This is a genomic window from Erysipelothrix sp. strain 2 (EsS2-6-Brazil) (genome assembly GCF_016617625.1).
Taxonomy (GTDB): Bacteria; Bacillota_I; Bacilli_A; order Erysipelotrichales; family Erysipelotrichaceae; genus Erysipelothrix; species Erysipelothrix piscisicarius.
In genome coordinates, this window is the sequence record NZ_SBAR01000001.1 from 176442 (window position 1) to 194148 (window position 17707).

At 37.5% G+C, this 17707-nt stretch carries 20 protein-coding genes and 1 tRNA gene; 2 read left to right on the forward strand and 19 right to left on the reverse strand.

Going from position 1 to position 17707, the window contains the following annotated elements; genetic code table 11:
- Positions 1–43: 43 nt before the first annotated feature.
- The gene (locus tag EPJ89_RS00750; protein ID WP_161636605.1) at positions 44–1348 is read left to right on the forward strand and encodes a D-alanyl-D-alanine carboxypeptidase family protein; all 1305 of its coding nucleotides are present in this window, start codon (positions 44–46) and stop codon (positions 1346–1348) included.
- Positions 1349–1428: 80 nt separating this feature from the next.
- On the opposite strand, the gene trmD is transcribed toward EPJ89_RS00750, so the two are convergent.
- From trmD to pyrR, 7 genes are all read right to left on the reverse strand, one after another.
- Positions 1429–2151, reverse strand: a complete 723-nt coding sequence (gene trmD, locus EPJ89_RS00755) for a tRNA (guanosine(37)-N1)-methyltransferase TrmD (RefSeq protein WP_161636606.1) — start codon at positions 2149–2151, stop codon at positions 1429–1431.
- Positions 2151–2648, reverse strand: a complete 498-nt coding sequence (gene rimM / locus EPJ89_RS00760; protein ID WP_125164650.1) for a ribosome maturation factor RimM — start codon at positions 2646–2648, stop codon at positions 2151–2153. The genes trmD and rimM overlap by 1 nt, the downstream gene beginning before the upstream one ends.
- Positions 2649–2682: 34 nt before the next feature.
- A complete protein-coding gene (locus EPJ89_RS00765; protein WP_003773251.1) occupies positions 2683–2931 on the reverse strand; it encodes a KH domain-containing protein in 249 nt (82 codons plus the stop codon).
- A 2-nt stretch (positions 2932–2933) separates the two neighbouring features.
- Positions 2934–3206 (reverse strand): 30S ribosomal protein S16, encoded by a 273-nt coding sequence (rpsP, locus tag EPJ89_RS00770; protein WP_161636607.1) that lies wholly within the window; start codon positions 3204–3206, stop codon positions 2934–2936.
- An 82-nt stretch (positions 3207–3288) separates the two neighbouring features.
- Positions 3289–4233: a 3'-5' exoribonuclease YhaM family protein gene (locus EPJ89_RS00775; protein WP_237558266.1), complete on the reverse strand. Its 945-nt coding sequence runs from the start codon at positions 4231–4233 to the stop codon at positions 3289–3291.
- Entirely contained in the window at positions 4217–6193 is a 1977-nt protein-coding gene (locus EPJ89_RS00780) for a glycosyltransferase (RefSeq protein ID WP_161636608.1), read from the reverse strand. Before EPJ89_RS00780 ends, EPJ89_RS00775 begins: the two co-directional genes overlap by 17 nt.
- A 96-nt stretch (positions 6194–6289) precedes the next feature.
- On the reverse strand, positions 6290–6796 hold the full coding sequence (gene pyrR, locus EPJ89_RS00785; RefSeq protein WP_003773247.1) for a bifunctional pyr operon transcriptional regulator/uracil phosphoribosyltransferase PyrR: 507 nt from the start codon (positions 6794–6796) through the stop codon (positions 6290–6292).
- A 107-nt stretch (positions 6797–6903) separates the two neighbouring features.
- Here pyrR and EPJ89_RS00790 point away from each other — a divergent pair.
- Positions 6904–6977, forward strand: a tRNA-Trp gene (locus EPJ89_RS00790).
- 269 nt (positions 6978–7246) lie between these two features.
- On the opposite strand, the gene EPJ89_RS00795 is transcribed toward EPJ89_RS00790, so the two are convergent.
- From EPJ89_RS00795 to EPJ89_RS00850, 12 genes are all read right to left on the reverse strand, one after another.
- Positions 7247–7639 (reverse strand): protein-export chaperone SecB, encoded by a 393-nt coding sequence (locus EPJ89_RS00795; protein ID WP_200548777.1) that lies wholly within the window; start codon positions 7637–7639, stop codon positions 7247–7249.
- Positions 7640–7649: 10 nt separating this feature from the next.
- The gene (locus tag EPJ89_RS00800; RefSeq protein ID WP_200548778.1) at positions 7650–8174 is read right to left on the reverse strand and encodes a hypothetical protein; all 525 of its coding nucleotides are present in this window, start codon (positions 8172–8174) and stop codon (positions 7650–7652) included.
- A 44-nt stretch (positions 8175–8218) separates the two neighbouring features.
- Positions 8219–8812, reverse strand: coding sequence for a hypothetical protein (locus EPJ89_RS00805; RefSeq protein WP_200548779.1), 594 nt, complete (start codon positions 8810–8812; stop codon positions 8219–8221).
- A gap of 95 nt (positions 8813–8907) precedes the next feature.
- On the reverse strand, positions 8908–9138 hold the full coding sequence (locus EPJ89_RS00810) for a hypothetical protein (protein WP_115354748.1): 231 nt from the start codon (positions 9136–9138) through the stop codon (positions 8908–8910).
- A gap of 3 nt (positions 9139–9141) precedes the next feature.
- Positions 9142–10194 (reverse strand): CHAP domain-containing protein, encoded by a 1053-nt coding sequence (locus tag EPJ89_RS00815; RefSeq protein ID WP_200548780.1) that lies wholly within the window; start codon positions 10192–10194, stop codon positions 9142–9144.
- Positions 10181–10552: a phage holin family protein gene (locus EPJ89_RS00820; RefSeq protein ID WP_013852813.1), complete on the reverse strand. Its 372-nt coding sequence runs from the start codon at positions 10550–10552 to the stop codon at positions 10181–10183. The genes EPJ89_RS00815 and EPJ89_RS00820 overlap by 14 nt, the downstream gene beginning before the upstream one ends.
- Complete coding sequence (locus EPJ89_RS00825; RefSeq protein WP_115354745.1) at positions 10545–10784, reverse strand: hypothetical protein; 240 nt, start codon at positions 10782–10784, stop codon at positions 10545–10547. The genes EPJ89_RS00820 and EPJ89_RS00825 overlap by 8 nt, the downstream gene beginning before the upstream one ends.
- Before the next feature lie 12 nt (positions 10785–10796).
- Positions 10797–12839, reverse strand: coding sequence for a gp53-like domain-containing protein (locus EPJ89_RS00830; protein WP_200548781.1), 2043 nt, complete (start codon positions 12837–12839; stop codon positions 10797–10799).
- The gene (locus EPJ89_RS00835) at positions 12839–14446 is read right to left on the reverse strand and encodes a hypothetical protein (RefSeq protein ID WP_200548782.1); all 1608 of its coding nucleotides are present in this window, start codon (positions 14444–14446) and stop codon (positions 12839–12841) included. Before EPJ89_RS00835 ends, EPJ89_RS00830 begins: the two co-directional genes overlap by 1 nt.
- Entirely contained in the window at positions 14446–14814 is a 369-nt protein-coding gene (locus EPJ89_RS00840) for a hypothetical protein (protein ID WP_200548783.1), read from the reverse strand. The genes EPJ89_RS00835 and EPJ89_RS00840 overlap by 1 nt, the downstream gene beginning before the upstream one ends.
- 10 nt (positions 14815–14824) lie before the next feature.
- Complete coding sequence (locus tag EPJ89_RS00845) at positions 14825–17422, reverse strand: tape measure protein (protein WP_200548784.1); 2598 nt, start codon at positions 17420–17422, stop codon at positions 14825–14827.
- The gene (locus tag EPJ89_RS00850; protein WP_200542656.1) at positions 17419–17670 is read right to left on the reverse strand and encodes a hypothetical protein; all 252 of its coding nucleotides are present in this window, start codon (positions 17668–17670) and stop codon (positions 17419–17421) included. The genes EPJ89_RS00845 and EPJ89_RS00850 overlap by 4 nt, the downstream gene beginning before the upstream one ends.
- Between the last annotated feature and the right edge of the window lie 37 nt (positions 17671–17707).

The window sequence follows — 17707 nt, forward strand, 5'->3', positions numbered from 1 at the left end:
TATTTTGTCGTATGATTAATTAAACTTATATTGAGGTATTCTTATGAAACAAAAAATTGTCCTAACACTTCTGATCCTAGCCATGACACTTCTTCCCATAAACGCTGCGGGAAATCATGATTTAATTCCGATCTACGATTTAGATCTGCAGAGTCAAAATTACATCCTTGTTGATTCCAATACAGGTCAAACACTCGCCGAAAAAAATCACGACACACCGATTCACCCCGCTTCCATCACAAAAGTCCTCACGGTCATTACCGCAATTGAAGCATTGGGCGATACATCACTTGACACGATTTATACCTTGCCCCCCGAGGTTTTTGAGGGCTTGGATCCCATCGCCTCTGTTGCCGGATTTCAAGAGGGAGATGCATTAACACTCAATGACCTGCTTCACGGAATCATGTTACCTTCCGGAGCTGATGCGACACGGGCTATGTCAACCTATCTAACACAAGATCCCGAAAAACTCGTGGAAAAAATGAACCGACTCGCACAACGCATTGGAATGAAAAACTCCCACTTTGTAAATACGAGCGGCCTTGATGATCCAAAGCACCTAACAACGTTAGATGACCTTGCATTACTGTTAAGGTATTCATTAAAAAACCCCACATTCGAAACTATCTATAAAACCGAAACCTACCTTACATCATCAACCCCTACTCATCCCAACGGCATCGCACTCACTAACGAATCCTTAAGTGTTGCACACCAAAAAGGCTATACGATGATTAAAGGGGCAAAATCCGGGACAACCGATCTCGCAGAACGTGCACTTTCAAGTGTTGCAGAAGATGCATCACAATCCTACATTTTCATTTCAACCAATGCCCCTTTTGAAAACCGGCTGTATACTCAGATTATCGACCACGGAACCGTCTATCAACACGTCCTTGAACATTATCGTTATGTTCCTTTATTGTATAAAAACACAACCATTCAAACCATCCCAATTAAACACGGGCGATCCGATTTTGATATCTGGTTCGAAGACGATATCATGAGCTACTTACCCAAAGATTATGATCAAGACGACATCAAAATCGAATTTATCCCAAGTCAGAAAGAATTTGAGGCTCCCATCTCAGAAGGTATGAAGATGGGTGAAATTCGTTTCTCTTACAAAGGAAAAACACTTCTTGAAAAAGAAATCATTAATGATGAAGTAATAAAAATCTCCTATCTTCAGATTGCTTTTGAAGCGATAAAAATCATCGGTTTTATCTTAGCCGTTGGATTCGGGATTCTCGGGATTGTCTATCTAATTTATCGACAATGGAAAGATTACCGTGACCATAAGTACTATCTTAAAAAATTAGATCGACGCTCTCGAAAAGAATAGAAAAAAGGAACCTTTAATCCATGACCCGCACACCAAATCTTGAAAAGATTCGGTATGGCGGATCACAAAGGTTCCTTTTTTTATTTTTCTTCCGCAACAACTTCTTGAAGCAATTTCGCCTCTGTCGGGGTAAGATTTCTACTTTCCAAAAGATCTGGACGAACACGGTATGTCTTACGCAATGATTCTTTTAAACGATACGTTTCGATATTCGCATGATGTCCGCTCATTAGCACTTCAGGAACATCATGCCCTTTGTAAGAACGAGGTCGCGTATAATGTGGATATTCCAAGAGTCCATCACTAAAAGAATCATCTTCATGGGATTCCTTGGTAATTACACCATCAACAAGACGAATCACAGAGTCAGCAATAACCATCGCTGCAGTTTCTCCGCCCGTAAGCACATAATCTCCAATAGACATTTCCATATCAACATATGAGCGAATGCGTTCATCAAACCCTTCATAATGGCCACAAACCAAGATTATGTGTTGCTCCTTACTTAAGTCATACGCCAAGGATTGCTTTAAAGTCTTCCCTTGAGGCGTTAACATAATCACTAAAGAATCCTTGGTACGGGTTGCTTCAATTGCATCAATTACCGGCTGACACATTAACACCAATCCTGCGCCACCACCATATGGATAATCATCAACACGATTGTGTTTATCTTCGGTAAAATTTCGCATATCCACAACATCGATTTGAATTAAATCACGTTCGATGGCTTTACTGATAATGGAAGACTCAACAAACCCGGTAAACATTGACGGAAAAAGGGTCAAAATACTTACACGCATTAAAGTCCCTCCATCCAGTTAATATCAATACGCTTCGCTTGCGTATCAACTTTTTTAATAAATCGTTCCACAAAAGGAACTAAAATATCACGATCTTCAGCCTGAATACGCAATACAGGATGTGCAGGTGTTTCCATTACTTCAGTTACTATCCCTAACTTAACATCATCAGAAAACACGGTGCAGTCCTCTAAATCGATGAAATAATATTGATCCTCTGGGAGTTCATGTTGAGATTCTCGGTCGATCGATATCTCACCTTTATGGAAAAACTCAACATCATTAAGCGAATTCAGTCCCTCAAACTTTATCAGAATGGATCCGTGATGACGGCGGAACGACTCAATAACGTAATCCGTTGATTTCCCACCCAGTTTGAAATGAACGCGTTGACCAGGAGCAAAACGCTCCTCCACAAAGTCAGTCTTAGGTGCAACTTTTAATTCGCCCTTAATACCAAAGGGCTTTTGAATAATACCAATAATAATATGTTCCATATAACCTCCAAAAAAAGGATGTATTGCTACATCCTTAATATGATTCAAATTTAATTGAAATACGTTGATCAAGGACACGAGAACCAATTGCCATTGTTTGACGAATTGCATGTGCCATCGTCCCTTGTCGTCCAATTAAACGAGCAATATCTGCGCTATCCGCATAGATTGCAAGAATAATTTCATTTTCATCTAAGCTCGGTAACCTTTTGACACTCAAACTCTTCTCTTCCTCCACAAGTGGAAGAACTAAATCATAAAGAATATCTTCAACCGGTTTCATGATTATTTCGCTAATTTTGATTCGTGGTAACGAGTCATGATTCCTTCTTTTGAAAGAATGCTACGAACTGTGTCTGATGGTTGAGCTCCAACTGATAACCATTTTAATGCTTTTTCTGCATCAACTTTAACTTCAGCTGGTGAAGTTGTTGGATCATAGTATCCAACGATTTCGATGAAACGTCCATCACGAGGTGCGCGTGAATCTGCTGCAACAATTCGGTATGAAGGTTTTTGTTTTGAACCCATTCTTCTTAAACGTAATTTAACTGCCATGTGTATAGCCTCCTATTAATTTAAACGTATTTGTTAATTTCCTTGTTAAGTATATCATAACAGGAAGTGGTGTCAAGTGTTTTTACTTGACACCCTTTGCTTTATAGAAATTTCGATTATCAAGTGCAAACATACGCGTACTAAATTCGCCTTCCTCAAGGTCATCGTAGAACTTTTCAAACATATTGGTACGTGCATCAATGTTATCAATAAAGGTTAACATCTCCGCTTCTTTAATCATCGGTAATACGGGTGAACCGTATTCTAATTTCCCGTGATGCGATAAAATCATATGACGCAATAACAACACTTGCTCTGTATCGTGATAGCCAAGACGGGTTGCTACTTCTACAAAGTTTGAGTGTTCAATAGAAATATGACCCAATAATTTTCCTTTAGCACTGTATTCACTCAACATCGCTGCTGTATATTCCTCAATCTTACCCATATCATGCAGAATTACACCTGCAAGTAATAAATCGCGATTATAAATTGGATACAGGTCACAAATGCTGTTGGCAAGTTGACACATCCCAAACACATGCGTTGCAAGGCCTCCAACAAAATCGTGATGGTTACGCGTTGCAGCGGGATATTGGTAAAATTGCTCCCCACAATCCTCAAGCGATGCTTCAACCAATTCTTTTATGATTGGATCCTCAATTTGATCTTTAAATCCATTTATTTTTTCTTTTAAAAATTCAATATCATATTTGGATGCGTTCACAAAATCACTCAATACATATTCAGACTGTTCTTTAATTTCAATGCTGTGAATTCGCAATTGTAAGCTTTGACGATACTGAAGGACATCGCAATGCACTACTCCAATTAAACCTACTTGAATCAATAATTCTTGTTCTGGTTTGACATCCCAGATCTTTCCTTCAATTTCTCCGGTATCATCTTGCAACGTAATCGACATATAGGGAGCACCATTTTGTGTCACGCCTTTTGTATAACGTGAAATCAACAACGGCACTGTATTTTTTTGACCGGCTTCAAATTCTTTAATCTTCATTTTCATACTCCTCCAGAACACGTGCAATCATATCGTAATCATAACCACGTGATAATGCATGTCGTACAACACGATTTCGTGTTTCACGGGCGTCATATTTACGAGCATAACGTGCAGTGCTTTTTTCCATAACTTTTTTAAGACTTTCAAATTCATCGGTCTCATCAAATTCATCTTTAATCAAACGACCCACAATATCGTTAATCACTTCAAATCCATAACCTTGACGTTGGAGATGTTGACGCAATTTTGACTCACGTTGACGGCTCGAGCCATCCCTTAAAGTCTTCATAAAAGTCTCAGCCCGGCGTACACCACGCTCTGTATAGTCATCGTAGTCTTCATCTTCTAAAGCAGCCAAGATGCGATCTGCTTCAAACCCACGTTTACGCAAGTCTTCGACGATACGCTGATTTCCTCGCATTTGTTCACGATGATAGTCTACTTTATCTCTAAAGTAACGATCATCATCAATAAAACGGCGACGCTTTAGCAATTCAATAACAATATCAACTTGCTCTTGAGTCAGTTCAAGTTTTTTATGCAAATATTCCGACATTTCAAACGAGGTATAATCTTTGACTCCAATTCGCGATAACGCTAACTGGTACGCTTCATAAACGGCTTGATCATCCTCAATCTCATTTAGCTCATTTCGTGACAACTCGCGACCCACCTCGATTCCTCTCCGTTCAAACACATAGTGATCAATCACCATGCGCTCATCACTATCTTTTGATTCAAAATCAATAAATACTTCATCTCCCACTTGTTCGATTGCTGTAACAACATAACGTCCAAAGTATGTATCAATGGCACGTTGGTATACGGTCAGTACACTGTCTGCAAACTTCGAACTATCAAAGGTTGATGCTTTTTCAAGTGCATTCGTTTTAAATTGATCTAGAAGGTCTTTATCTGATTGTAGAAGATGCTGCGCTTTGTCTGCGAACTCTTCAGATGACTCAAATAAATATCCCGTCTCATCATCAACAATAATCCCCTCAAGTGGTTTATCAGGGCGTGCAAAGACACATAAACCACATGCTAACGCTTCAATATACGTTAATCCTTGTGTTTCTGTTAATGACGCCGAAATAAACGCATCCGATACATGATAAAAATTCACAACATCTGTGGAATCCACGGGTCCAACAAAAATGACTGCATCTTGGATGCCAAGTTTCTGTGTTTGATGTAAAAGATCTTTATCCGAAGGCCCACCACCAACAATTAAGAGTTTCGCTTCGACATCCCTTTTTAAAAGTTCAGCAAACGCATCAATAACAACATCTATGCTTTTTTCTTTGGCCAGACGACCGATATATACAAATGTTGGTTGTGTTCCTAAATTATAGGATTCACGAATTTCTCGAATCCGTGTTTCATTCCGAGTCGCAAACCGCGTCAGATCCAAACCCGTAGGAATTACGGCAATCTCTTTACGAATATCATAACCAAGCAACATTTTCTTAGTTTTCTCAGATGGCGAAATAATCACTTGAGCTTGCTTGGTAAACATACGGCTCATCTTCGCGATCGCCTTTCTTGAAAGCTGATCAACGGACTTAAGCCCTAATAGATTTACATAATGGGTATAATCTTCATAAGTCGTATGATAGGTTGAGACAAGCGGTAAGTGAAGGTTCTTCGCAACAAGACGTGCAAACATCCCCACACCAAACTCTGAATGAACATGAAGCACATCCAAATCCATTTCTTCTATAACACTCATTGCTTGAATATGTAACGGACTGCTCATGACATAACCATATAAAAATTTCAATTCTAAACCCGGCAGTCGTAATACGCCATCTTCATAAGTCGTGCTTAAAATTGACGGTTGGTTTGTTATCACAAAAACATTATGTCCTTGCGCTTCTAACGCATTTTTTAAAGTAACAATTGATGTTACTACACCATTTATGTCCGGTGTATAAGTATCTGTAAATAAACCAATTCTCATCGAGAATGCCTCCTTTGGCATTTAATTTCACTGTATTAATAATAATCTAATTTAGGAAAAATATCAAAAAAAGACACCCCGAAAATGGGGTGTTCATTAATAAAGGACCACACATTCTTCTGAATCATCTTCACGAAGTTTTACTTTTACGGTTTCATTGAGCGATGTTGGAATGTTCTTACCAACAATATCGGCACGAATTGGCAACTCACGATGACCCCGGTCAACCAAAACAGCTAGTTGTACGCGTTCGGGTCTACCGTTATAGATAATACCATCCAACGCTGCACGAACCGTACGACCTTTAAAGAGCACATCATCAACAATAACCACAACACGATCTTGGACACTAATCGGTAAGCGGAATGCTTGGTCTGATGCTTTCACATCATCACGCCAGTAACTGATATCAAGTGATGCCACAGGTACTTTAATATTTTCAAACTGATACATAAGTTTTGCCATGCGAAACGCAAGCGTGGCACCACGTGTTTCGATTCCCAACAGTACAACTTTATCGAGCCCCTTATTTTTCTCAATAATTTCGTGCGTCATTCGAATGAGCGATCGATTAATTGCACTTTCATCCATTATAGTTTTCATAATTTAACACCTCAAGAAATATTATATCAAATACCTATTGATATTGATATACGACTATGGTATTATTTGTTGGCAGTCAGTTAAATAACGTCTTGCAAAGCCTTTTTAGGGGTATAGTTCAATGGTAGAGCAACGGTCTCCAAAACCGTTAATGTGGGTTCGAGTCCTGCTACCCCTGCCAACAATACAATTACAGCCACTTCTAAGTGGCTTTTTTTATTTTCACACAAATGTTCCTGCCATACATCTGCCATACAAAGTGCTTTTTGCACCCTTAAAATCAAATGAGTTTGAATGAAAAACAAGTTTCATCATGTTTTGAGGAAATATAAAAATATAGTTATAACAAATAAATGATTATCTATTTAAATCAGGTGGTAACAATAATCCCTAATTTTAAAAAAAACCGCACCTTAGGTGGTGCGGTTGAAATTTGAATTAAACAATTACTTACTCGTTTGAAGTAAAATCAATAAATGGTAGATTAAAAGCTGGAAGCGGCGATGAAGCAGTGATTGTGGACACGATTGGTCTCATATAAGATAAAAGAATCGTTGGTGCATTAATTGATAATAATTGGTCGATCTCATCTTTCGAAAATATATCAGACTCCCATACAAACTCAGATGCTTGCTTTATTTTTAGATAAAATGGTGTATTAGACTCAGATTTAACTTCTAACTCAAGTTCAACATATGCCTTTGGCTCGGTTTCATGTCTTGAAATGCTTTGGGTAAATTCATTTTCCAGAAAAAAATCTTCTTCATGATTAAATGATTCATTATATGTAAAAACTAATTCTAGAACAACAGGATTTTTAAATTGAAATTGACTCTCTTTCATGTTTTTTCTCCTAACATTGTGCAGATAAATAACCACTATTTAAGTCTGGGTTATAGGTCTTATTGTCCATAACTTGCTTATTAACTATTTCATTTTCTACTGATTTAAAAGGATTAAGAACATTGGCAATTCTAGATTTATATATATCCTTGATACCTTCATATTTACTTCCGACCTGTATATCATTATCCAGTATAAATCTATTGAAAGTAAAATCCTCTAAAAAACTCTTATCAATTTTTATTTTTTGAGATTTATCTATTTTTATGGAGTATTTGTCGATAACGTCAAAATCTGAATTTTTCAAAAATTCTTGTGAATCGATGGAAAAACTAATTCTATTAATTTTTTTGGCATCACTATATCCACTTCTTGTCGTTTCATTTTTAATTGAATCATATAATTCCTTCATATCTATTTCCAGGAGAAAATCTTTTAACTCTTGACTTTTCTTCAAGTTATTCCAAGAATTTACAAAATCATCAGCTGAAGTTGATTCATAATTAAAGTCTGCTGGATTAAATTTTCTTTTCATATTGATTCTCCTTTTTACAATTACATTTACATTATCTTAGCATATCATCCACTGCTATTCAAATATTTAATCTCTTCTGTTTCTATTGGATTAATCATGAAAATGCCGTCCTTATCAGGCTTACAGCAGTACTGGACATGGGTATCAATTGATTTTTTTGTTGCGAAAGCACATACGATGCACCAAATTTCTAATGTACAATCTTTTACGAATTTATTCATAAAATTACCTAGCGATATGCCGAAATACTTATTGTTAAACGGTCTAGCCTTATCTAAATGTTCAAATATAACATTCATTAATATGAGATCAGTCTCACTTAACCCGAAAAATTGGTTTTTAATTCCATACTCAAAATATTCAATAATGTAACTCTGGTCATCTTTGTCTCGCAAATCGAACATATGTTCTTCTATATCCGCATGTACTAATGTTTTTTCGATTCTAACTAAGTCTCCAATATTACCTTTACTTTTCAACATATTTTTAACAAAATCAACATTTACAGCCTCATCAAAAAAATATATCCCGTTTCCAAGCCATTGCCAGTTTTTTTCCTTATGAATCGATTCTAATAAACCATTTTCCAAGATGCTTTCTACATTATCTTTAAAAGTATAATGGTATAATCTAATCATAACATCACCCACCATTTATATGTAATCTTTATAACAAAATTATACAGGTTCTAACAAACAAAAGCCACCCTTTAAATCCGATGGGTGGCCTTTGTCTATATTCTATCTTTAATAAAGTTCGTACGTTCAATCTTTTCTAAACGTCCCTCATGTTCATTCAGTCTACGGTCCTGCTCAACATCTTTATCATCTTTGGACTTTTGCCATTCAAGTAGGTTGTCAACCGATACCGTGAACTTCGCAATCGATATGGAGAGCTTAAAGATTGATACGATTGTTGGGATTCCTACTAGAAAGAGTAATCCAATAAATTCTGTATTGCTCATAATCTATCCTTTAAACCCAATTCCTGATTGCCACTTAATCCCTACAATTTGCGGATCAGCATAAGGAATGTTGACGATATAATGACCATCCGCGATTTGACGTAAGATTTTGAACTCACGATTACGAGGACTTAATCCATCAGGATATTGATATGTAAAGTCTTCGTTATAAAGCGGTACGTATCCTGCGTAGTCATGAATGACAAGGGTTTGCCCTGTGTAATCTGTGACTTTGTTTGATTTCTTTCCATAGACACGTCCTACAGGTTTATCCGTGACCGTTGCGCGTGTTGAATCCACAAAGATTTGTTGTTTCCCAAAATCACGCGTTTCGATACATGCTACCTGTGGATTTATCCAGTCTACAATCTCATAAGAAATCCCTGTATTGGGTTCAAGTTCCATCACTTCAATATAATGGCTAATATTCTGTGCAATTGGCACCACACCCATGTCATAAGTCCCATAACATGGATAATCTTTAAGCGGTAATAGGTTAATATATTTTCCTTTAACACTCTTGCTTGGCACTGGTGCTTCATAAGATGTTGCGGGTTCAAGCGGTGCTAGATAACGAATGACTTTCATTCCCCATTGATGTTCCACATCCTGGATACTACGTCCATATTTGAATAAGAATCCATTGGTTCGTTCACTGTAAGCGGACTCCGATAAGTATGCACGTCCATTTTCTATTTTTTCAATAAAAGCAACATGGCCATAGTCGTCTGGGTCACCGGGTACCCCAAAGACAACAATACCCCCTACTTCAGGCTTATCACTGAGAACTGCACCATCACCGTCACCCCATCGCTTTGCATCCCATCGGCAACATGGATAGTCTGGACGAATTTTAAAAACTTCAAGCATACGTCCAAAAGCATACCAGGTACAATTCCCAAGCGCATATTTGTTCTTTAAACCACTCATGGTTCCTTGCACACTTAACGGTGCAAATTCGTCATGGTAAGGGTTCATGGTGCCATTCGCGTAGGAATTGTATTCGGGAAGACGATGTAAATCGCTCCCTGTGGTTCGTATTTTAAATGATATCATGATGACCTCCTTCATTAATTTGCAAGGCGTCTTTATGATTTAAACCTCCCACAAAGGCTTCAATCCACATCGTCAATTCCTCATCGGTAATATCAATACCAACTTGATTGAGGGTCACTTTTGCACGATGTTTTGCCATGCTTAATTTATCATCCGACAACAAATGTTCTCCCGCTACTTGTTCCACAAACATAACGGCTGCTTTCGCAATATTCGCAATTTGTTTTTGTTGCTCAAATGATATTTTTACATTATAGTAGTTTTTAATTTTCATGCCAAGAAATCCCAGGATGATGGTTACACCCGTCATGATTGTTGGACGCAAAAGATTTAGTAATTCATTTAGAAATTCACTCATGTGGTTTCACTCCTTTATCATTTGAAAGTTGCTCAAGATACGCCTTAATCGAATCCAGACGTTTAATTTCTTCGGTAATACGATCATAAGGTGCTTTCTTTTCCAGCATTTTGTTTAAAGCTTGTTGGTGTTCGCGTTCTTTTCGCTCCACAATAATTTCATCTTGCGAATAATCATATTGACTGCGTTCCACTTCAAGCGCTTTAATTTTTTGATTAATTAGGTTCAACATTATAACTCCCTCCTATTTCCAACGGCCAATTACGTGGTAATGGGCCCAAATCCAGTTTGATGTCGTGCGATAAGTATATAGGGTCATTTGTGACGAACTATCTGGTTCAAATGAAACGTGTTCTTGAACATCCGGTGCAGTCGTATTTACTGAAGTGATTACCGTATACTTTGTATCGGTAAATGAGATTGGAAAACGTACAACTGCTGATCCTCGACTTTTTGCTTGGATATCGATTCTTACCCGGCCCCATACTTCTAAACGACCGCTTTGATGTTTAATATAGCCACCTTCTCCACTAAGTTTTTCTTCCTCAACTGATAATACCGTGCGCCATCTGCCGTAGTTCCAAACACCATTGCCATCCGTCATCATAGAACGTTGATATTCAACGCCATTTAAATCAAGATAGCTTTGCATCACATACATCCAGGGTACATTTTTATTTGGATACTGTCCTGCTCTTAATGTGCGAACTCTAAAAATTCCTGCATAAGAACACGGTGCGTTGTATGACTTAGATGCATTGGCATTCGAACTGATGAGATAGTCTCCATCGTTATAGTAGTCGTTGAAGTTTATCACACCGACACCGATTGGATATCGTCTTCGACCTGTTTCTGTATCGAGAACTTGAATTTTTTCTTTTTGATAAATATTTCCCTTAACACGCAACAAGTCTTTGTCGGATTCATTCACAACCATCCCAATTCCAACACTTGTTTCATTCCAACTCATCGTGACATTTGATGTTGGAATAAACAGCGGATAGGTTACTGTTTTTAAGCCATCAAATAGTTCAACGGTTAATGCGTATTGTTCGTGCACTAAAAAACCACTCAACAATCGGTCAAGTGATCCATTTTGGGTATACGTGTTTTCAGCTTGCGAAACACTATTTTTAAGAATGCGAACACGCAGTTTATTGTAACCAAGTTGAGTAAACTTCAATGCACCTTTAATATGAATGTAAGTTCCCAGTGTTGCAGGATTCCCAACCGAATCAGTACGGGTTTGCGATAAATTCTGAACACTTGGATAGGTATAGGGTTTTACATCATACAGATACTCAAAACTTGCCTTACGGTTTCGCTTGGTTTCAACCGTTATGATTGCTTTCTGCTTTAATCCTGATTTCAACAGAACACCGGTAACACCACTGGTATTTGAATAGTTTTTCCCTTCGATTTGAATCGAAGTTGATTTAACGCTCGTTCCTATCGGCGCATTCGGTTTATAAGCATAACGTATTTGCGAATTGTGTTGCAGGAATCCATTTTTCACTAAGGCGTTTGCTTCACTGAGTTGAAATCCTGATACCGTAATTTTATTATCCGCTTCTTTAATATTGACGGTAATCGTATAGACGTTATAGCCAATACGATTGCCACTTGCGTTAAGGGTTGTAAGCCATAGATACATCTTTCGACTTGAGACGGTTGGCATTCGATTGAGTAAACTATTTTTTTGACTTTCTGTAACATTAAACGTCACCAGTCCTGCGCCAATATTTTTTTGCTGCAGCCAATAATCGGTACTACTATCACTATTTTCATACATTACATAAATGTTATGTCTAAAAGAACTGTGTTTTGCTTCAATACGAAGCGACAGGACATCTCCAATGGAGTATACACTTGGATAGGATGATAAACTCGATTTTCGTGGAATTGTTTTTAAAACAACACTACCTTGAGCTCTTACTGATCCATTCCCTAATGGATTGACTAATGAAACTGAAATATCATAATAGACCGTCTTGGTTCCATTGTCATTGTGACCAACATTACGCCAACTCCAGGAATCTAATACGATGTAATCTGTACTTCTAAAATCATAGGCAAAGGAACTTGAATACGACTCACCATAAATCGTTTGGTTAAGACTTGAGTTTGCGTCTGCATTCCATCGCGAACCAGTTGAACGCAAGCCAATTTCCCAACGCATCGGTGTGAAGTTCGATTCAATACTTTGATTCCCTACTTCATACCAAACCTCAAGATAAACACCACCTGAATTTGGTATTTCGCGATTTTCTTTTCTCACCCATGCCATTACTGCATCTCTCCTTCTACCGGTTTAATAATCGTAATGGTTTTTGATTGAGGGTATTTCATAATAATATGATTTCCAACAATAATATCCATTAAGGCAATAACGCTAGTAATCCGTAATTTTTGATTATCCATAACCGCAACCGCTACACCATTTTCAATAAACTCAATGACATTATGGCCAATATGAACGCTAACAGGGTTTCCACTTTTTCCAATGATGGCGCCATTTTCATCGATACGAAACCAGGACTTCATTTCATCTAAACCATCGATGATTTTTACTATTTCAAAGTTGTACTGATTTTCCAGCTGTTGAAATACACTTCGAGTTTCTTCTAAAATTTTGTCACCCATTTCAATGCGCGAACTAATTTCACTCTCTATCCTTTCAGCAGTCTGTGTGATTTTAGTTTGATTGTCTTCAACGAGGTCAGATAAATAATCATTCTGATCTTGTATCTTCCCTGTTTCTCGAGCAAGTGAAGTAATTTTTTTATTCACTCTATCTACATCGATGCTCATATTCAACAAGTCTTGGCGCTCCCCTGCCAATTCATACTTCGTCACAGTTTCAGGCAATTGTGGACACTTCAACGTTCCTTTCATTCCACCACCAATCCATGACCATGAAATATCAGTTAAAACAACTCGATATAAGTAACCATCTAAGTCTTCATACCCAAGAACATCACATGAATCATAATCAGGTCTCATGATTAAATTACTTTCAAACTTATGATAAATAAATCCTGATATTTTGGAGAACATTTCATCAACATAATTTTGTTGCGTTGCTTTATCCATGAAATCAATAAATACATTATCTGTAATTTTCAATTCTGTTAATCCATGCGTTGTAATACTTACTTCATCTTTTTTAAAAAATGGATCATTGATATCTTTTTGTTCATATACTAATGAGTTGAAAGGTTTAACGGCCTTGTCTATTTTTAAGTCATTATAGTCATAGCCAGTTATTACTTCACTAATTGAATTATTAATAAAGACACTTCTAAACTCTAATTCACCACGTCGATTAATATGTGCTGAGCAAAAATTGAAGCGCGCAAATTCATTGATGAGTTGTCGATAAGAAATAATTTCTTTTTCGTTTACATTGATACCCTGAATCGGCTTAAGATAATACGATATTTTAGATGTACATTCAATATTCAAATTAACACCGACAGCTCTACATACTGCGGTTAAAAACACTTCTCCTGTCATTGGCCATTCTAGGTGTTCATATCGCTTATCGAAGCAAATAGCTTTATCATAAGCTGTTATTGTATATTTTTTCTTTACCTCATCAAATTCAACGTCTTCTTTATCTGCATAAAACTTACCAATAGGAACTTTAGTTTCGTCTCCTTTAAATTGAATGAATGGTTCAATTTCCGCACCTATCAATTCACCTGCATATGCATCCCTATCAATTTGTAGGACAATGTATTTTGCAGCGAAACCACCAATAAAAGTTTCTCTTGGTTCCTTGAATTCTAAACTAATGATGTCAATTTCAATACCATTGATTTGTACAATTGGAATCGGTGTACGTGTTTGCGCATTTGCAAGTTTTTTATAGGCCTCCGATGTTTGCCACATCAAATCACCTCAGTTCCCGTGAACTTAATGTTTAGTGGTCTGTGTAAATCTTGACTGATTCTCACAACTTCTAAGTCTGAATGATAAAACGTAGTCTTCATACGCTTTCCCTCGAACACATTATAAAATTCCATTTCTACAACAAAGGGTGAAAGTGCATCTGCAATCTTCTTATATTCAGTTTCTGGAAGTGATGGGAGCGTAAACTCTACGCCCCATACATCGCCTAATTGATCAATGCGCATCGTCTTTGCAGTTCGCTCAGCAAACGCATTGTATTTAATTTTTTTAACAGAGAACGTATCTCTCAATGGAGAAGGAAAAGTGTATCCTTCTACAACAATCCTCAAATCATTTTTACTAGCCATGATACACCTCCTATCCGACTCCTAATGCTTTTAATTGCTTTAGCTCTGCTTTTTTAAGCTGTTGATTCAGTTTGACTGAATCCATATAGATATCTGTATTTTTTTCATAGATACGACGCAAATGAATATTCATTTCCATAAGGATTTGAATGATTTCAAGGCGTTCTTGCACATTCTCACGATAGGGAGCTCCTTGTTTTGCAGGTACAACAGACTCACCTTTATGGAGTAACGCATACCCAGTCTCCGGTACATAGTTTGTACCTTTTTCATATGCTGGAAGTTTTGGAATTTGTGGTACTGGCAATGGATTGTAATCCCAAAAACCACTAAATGGTTTAGCACCCAATATCGATATATTCTTGATACCATTGAGGATGCCATTTATCGAGTTGAATGGTAATGCAATTATTTTGTTAATTCCACCAATCAGCGCATTAACGATCGCAGAGAACGCATTCACGATACCTGCTTTAATTCCGTCAAAAACCTTACCACCCGTGTTAAAGACCTTGAGGATAAAATCCCAAGTATTACCCCAAATCTTACCGATAGCTGTTGTTATAGAATCAAAGATTTTAACAACGCCATTCCACGCCATTTTCCAATCACCAGTAAATACACCTCGAATAAAGGTAATTAATCCTATAAATACTCCAACAAGCCCTTCTACACGTGCTCCAATGTTTTTAAAGACTGTTCCAACAAGACGACCAATTGTAGACATTGCAAACGAGAATGCTTTCATAACGATGTCTAAAACGTTAGAAAGAACTGGTCCAAAGGTTTTAATAAACCAATCTACGTAATCTTTCAGGACATCATTCCAAAAATCTAAGAGTGCACTTGAGATGGAACGAACAAACTCAACCCAGCCATCCCATAATGGTTGAACACCATCCGTCCAAATCATCATTAGAGCCTCTTTAAACGAGGTAAAAACAGGTCCAATTACTGTGTCGTAGAATAAGGATAATGTTTCTTTAAGCCCTTCCCACGCCGCTGTAACTTTGTTTCTAAACTCTTCATTCGTCATCCAAAGTTGAGTTAAAGCCCCGGCGACTGCAGCAACAACCGCAACAATTCCTGCAATAATAAGTGTTGCCGGTCCTATTGCTGTTACCAGCAAGTCTAATGTCCCTTTGACCAAGCCCATTTCTCCTGTCCAAAGTTTAAATAGTCCAACGACTTTAGAAGCTACTTCGGCAACTTTTTGAAATTTACCATATAGTGCAATTAATCCTAGTGTACCTAATCCTGCACTTACTGCGGCAAGCGTAGAAACAATTGGAACTTTATGCTTCTCTACAAAAGCTCCTATCCCTTTCACAAACCCAAGAAGTTGTTCCACTTTCTCATTTACTTTATCAATACTATCCGCTTGCTCATTCCAATCGAATTCAAGTCCTGATAAGTCAACCGCTCCTCCACCAATATTTGGCACACTTGCGCCACCACCATAACCGCCTGAATCACCCGAATCTCCAACGTCTTGTTTCATTACGTGAAGATCACCATCAAAATCCGCAAGTGAACTCATTTCTTTATTAAGTTTCTTGGCAGCTTTAGTAGCTTTATTGATACCTCCTGTAGCATTTCCTGCTTGGTTACTTAAACCACCCATAGAGCTTGTTGCACTTTGTACATTGCTTCCAAGTGTCTTTGATTGTTTAATTGTCTTTCCAAACAGTTTAGCAACCCACACAACCGCCATTTGTACTACTTTAATAAATGCTAAGATATACGGAATCGTTGCATTGATTGCATTTGTAATTGCATTAAAAAAGCCAGCAATATTTGCCTGGCCAATTGTATTGATAACATCTGCAATTCCACGAGTAATTGCAGTTTTCAAATTTGCAATAGAGGTTGCAATTCCTCCAGTAGAATTTCGAGCTTGTGCCTCAAAGCTTTGAAAACCATTAATTCCTTGCTTGTTTAATTGAATCATTGCAAGCATAAACTCATTCATCGAAACACTACCGTTACGAAGACTTTCTCCAAGTTGATCAGCACTGGCATAACCCATGGCCATCGCAACTTGTTTTAATTGAGCAGGCATCGCAGTCATCGCTGCACGCCATTCTTGCATATCAGGTTTCCCTTTTGTATAGGCTTGCGATAATTGTTCTAAGGCGGTTTTTTGTAGCTCAATAGGCGCTCCACCCGCTAGAATAGCATTATTCATTGCTAAAAACATTTCAGTTGATGCTTTAATGTTTCCGTTCGCACTTGTAAATCGTTGAACAGAAAGTGCTGCATCATTAAGTGTTGTTGGCAAACCTTTAAGCTTGTTACTTAATCGGTCAATTGCCATTTTTGAATCACTTGCACTGATACCAAGATTACTCATCGTTCGTGGGAAGTTATTCATTGTATCAACACGCGCTATGGCACCATCGAGTCCATTAGTGATACTTTGAATAAGTTTACCAATTCCAAGTGCTAAGATAGCAGTTTTCATGAATCGAAAACCACTCACGACACCTCGCGACGTTTTCGCGGATTTGCGTTCTAAACCTTGTAAAGTGTTATTCGTACGAGAAATCTCTTTACGTAATTCATTTGTATTTGCAGTAATTAAAATCTGTAATTCTTCAATGGTCATTGTACAATGTCACCTCCTAACATAATTGTGTTTCGGCGCGCCATTTTTTCCATCTCAAAGTCACTCATTCTATCTGAATTCGTGTTTGCTTGAGATAAAAATGAATCCTTTGGATAACTTCCTGGATCATGAATTGCAAGAACAATGTATTGACCTAATAAATGATTAAGTCTATCGTCATACATCATTCGTTCTGATTCTTTCTTATTGAAAATATCAACATGCTTTTGAAACTGTTTTGGGTTCAAACTCCAATAGTAATTTAAGTCTAAGCCTATCTCAATC

Coding starts and splice junctions, on each gene's coding strand:
- EPJ89_RS00750 (WP_161636605.1), top strand. CDS start 44: ATGAAACAAAAAATTGTCCTAACACTTCTGATCCTAGCCATGACACTT.
- trmD (WP_161636606.1), bottom strand. CDS start 2,151: ATGCGTGTAAGTATTTTGACCCTTTTTCCGTCAATGTTTACCGGGTTT.
- rimM (WP_125164650.1), bottom strand. CDS start 2,648: ATGGAACATATTATTATTGGTATTATTCAAAAGCCCTTTGGTATTAAG.
- EPJ89_RS00765 (WP_003773251.1), bottom strand. CDS start 2,931: ATGAAACCGGTTGAAGATATTCTTTATGATTTAGTTCTTCCACTTGTG.
- rpsP (WP_161636607.1), bottom strand. CDS start 3,206: ATGGCAGTTAAATTACGTTTAAGAAGAATGGGTTCAAAACAAAAACCT.
- EPJ89_RS00775 (WP_237558266.1), bottom strand. CDS start 4,233: ATGAAAATGAAGATTAAAGAATTTGAAGCCGGTCAAAAAAATACAGTG.
- EPJ89_RS00780 (WP_161636608.1), bottom strand. CDS start 6,193: ATGAGAATTGGTTTATTTACAGATACTTATACACCGGACATAAATGGT.
- pyrR (WP_003773247.1), bottom strand. CDS start 6,796: ATGAAAACTATAATGGATGAAAGTGCAATTAATCGATCGCTCATTCGA.
- EPJ89_RS00795 (WP_200548777.1), bottom strand. CDS start 7,639: ATGAAAGAGAGTCAATTTCAATTTAAAAATCCTGTTGTTCTAGAATTA.
- EPJ89_RS00800 (WP_200548778.1), bottom strand. CDS start 8,174: ATGAAAAGAAAATTTAATCCAGCAGACTTTAATTATGAATCAACTTCA.
- EPJ89_RS00805 (WP_200548779.1), bottom strand. CDS start 8,812: ATGATTAGATTATACCATTATACTTTTAAAGATAATGTAGAAAGCATC.
- EPJ89_RS00810 (WP_115354748.1), bottom strand. CDS start 9,138: ATGAGCAATACAGAATTTATTGGATTACTCTTTCTAGTAGGAATCCCA.
- EPJ89_RS00815 (WP_200548780.1), bottom strand. CDS start 10,194: ATGATATCATTTAAAATACGAACCACAGGGAGCGATTTACATCGTCTT.
- EPJ89_RS00820 (WP_013852813.1), bottom strand. CDS start 10,552: ATGAGTGAATTTCTAAATGAATTACTAAATCTTTTGCGTCCAACAATC.
- EPJ89_RS00825 (WP_115354745.1), bottom strand. CDS start 10,784: ATGTTGAACCTAATTAATCAAAAAATTAAAGCGCTTGAAGTGGAACGC.
- EPJ89_RS00830 (WP_200548781.1), bottom strand. CDS start 12,839: ATGGCATGGGTGAGAAAAGAAAATCGCGAAATACCAAATTCAGGTGGT.
- EPJ89_RS00835 (WP_200548782.1), bottom strand. CDS start 14,446: ATGTGGCAAACATCGGAGGCCTATAAAAAACTTGCAAATGCGCAAACA.
- EPJ89_RS00840 (WP_200548783.1), bottom strand. CDS start 14,814: ATGGCTAGTAAAAATGATTTGAGGATTGTTGTAGAAGGATACACTTTT.
- EPJ89_RS00845 (WP_200548784.1), bottom strand. CDS start 17,422: ATGACCATTGAAGAATTACAGATTTTAATTACTGCAAATACAAATGAA.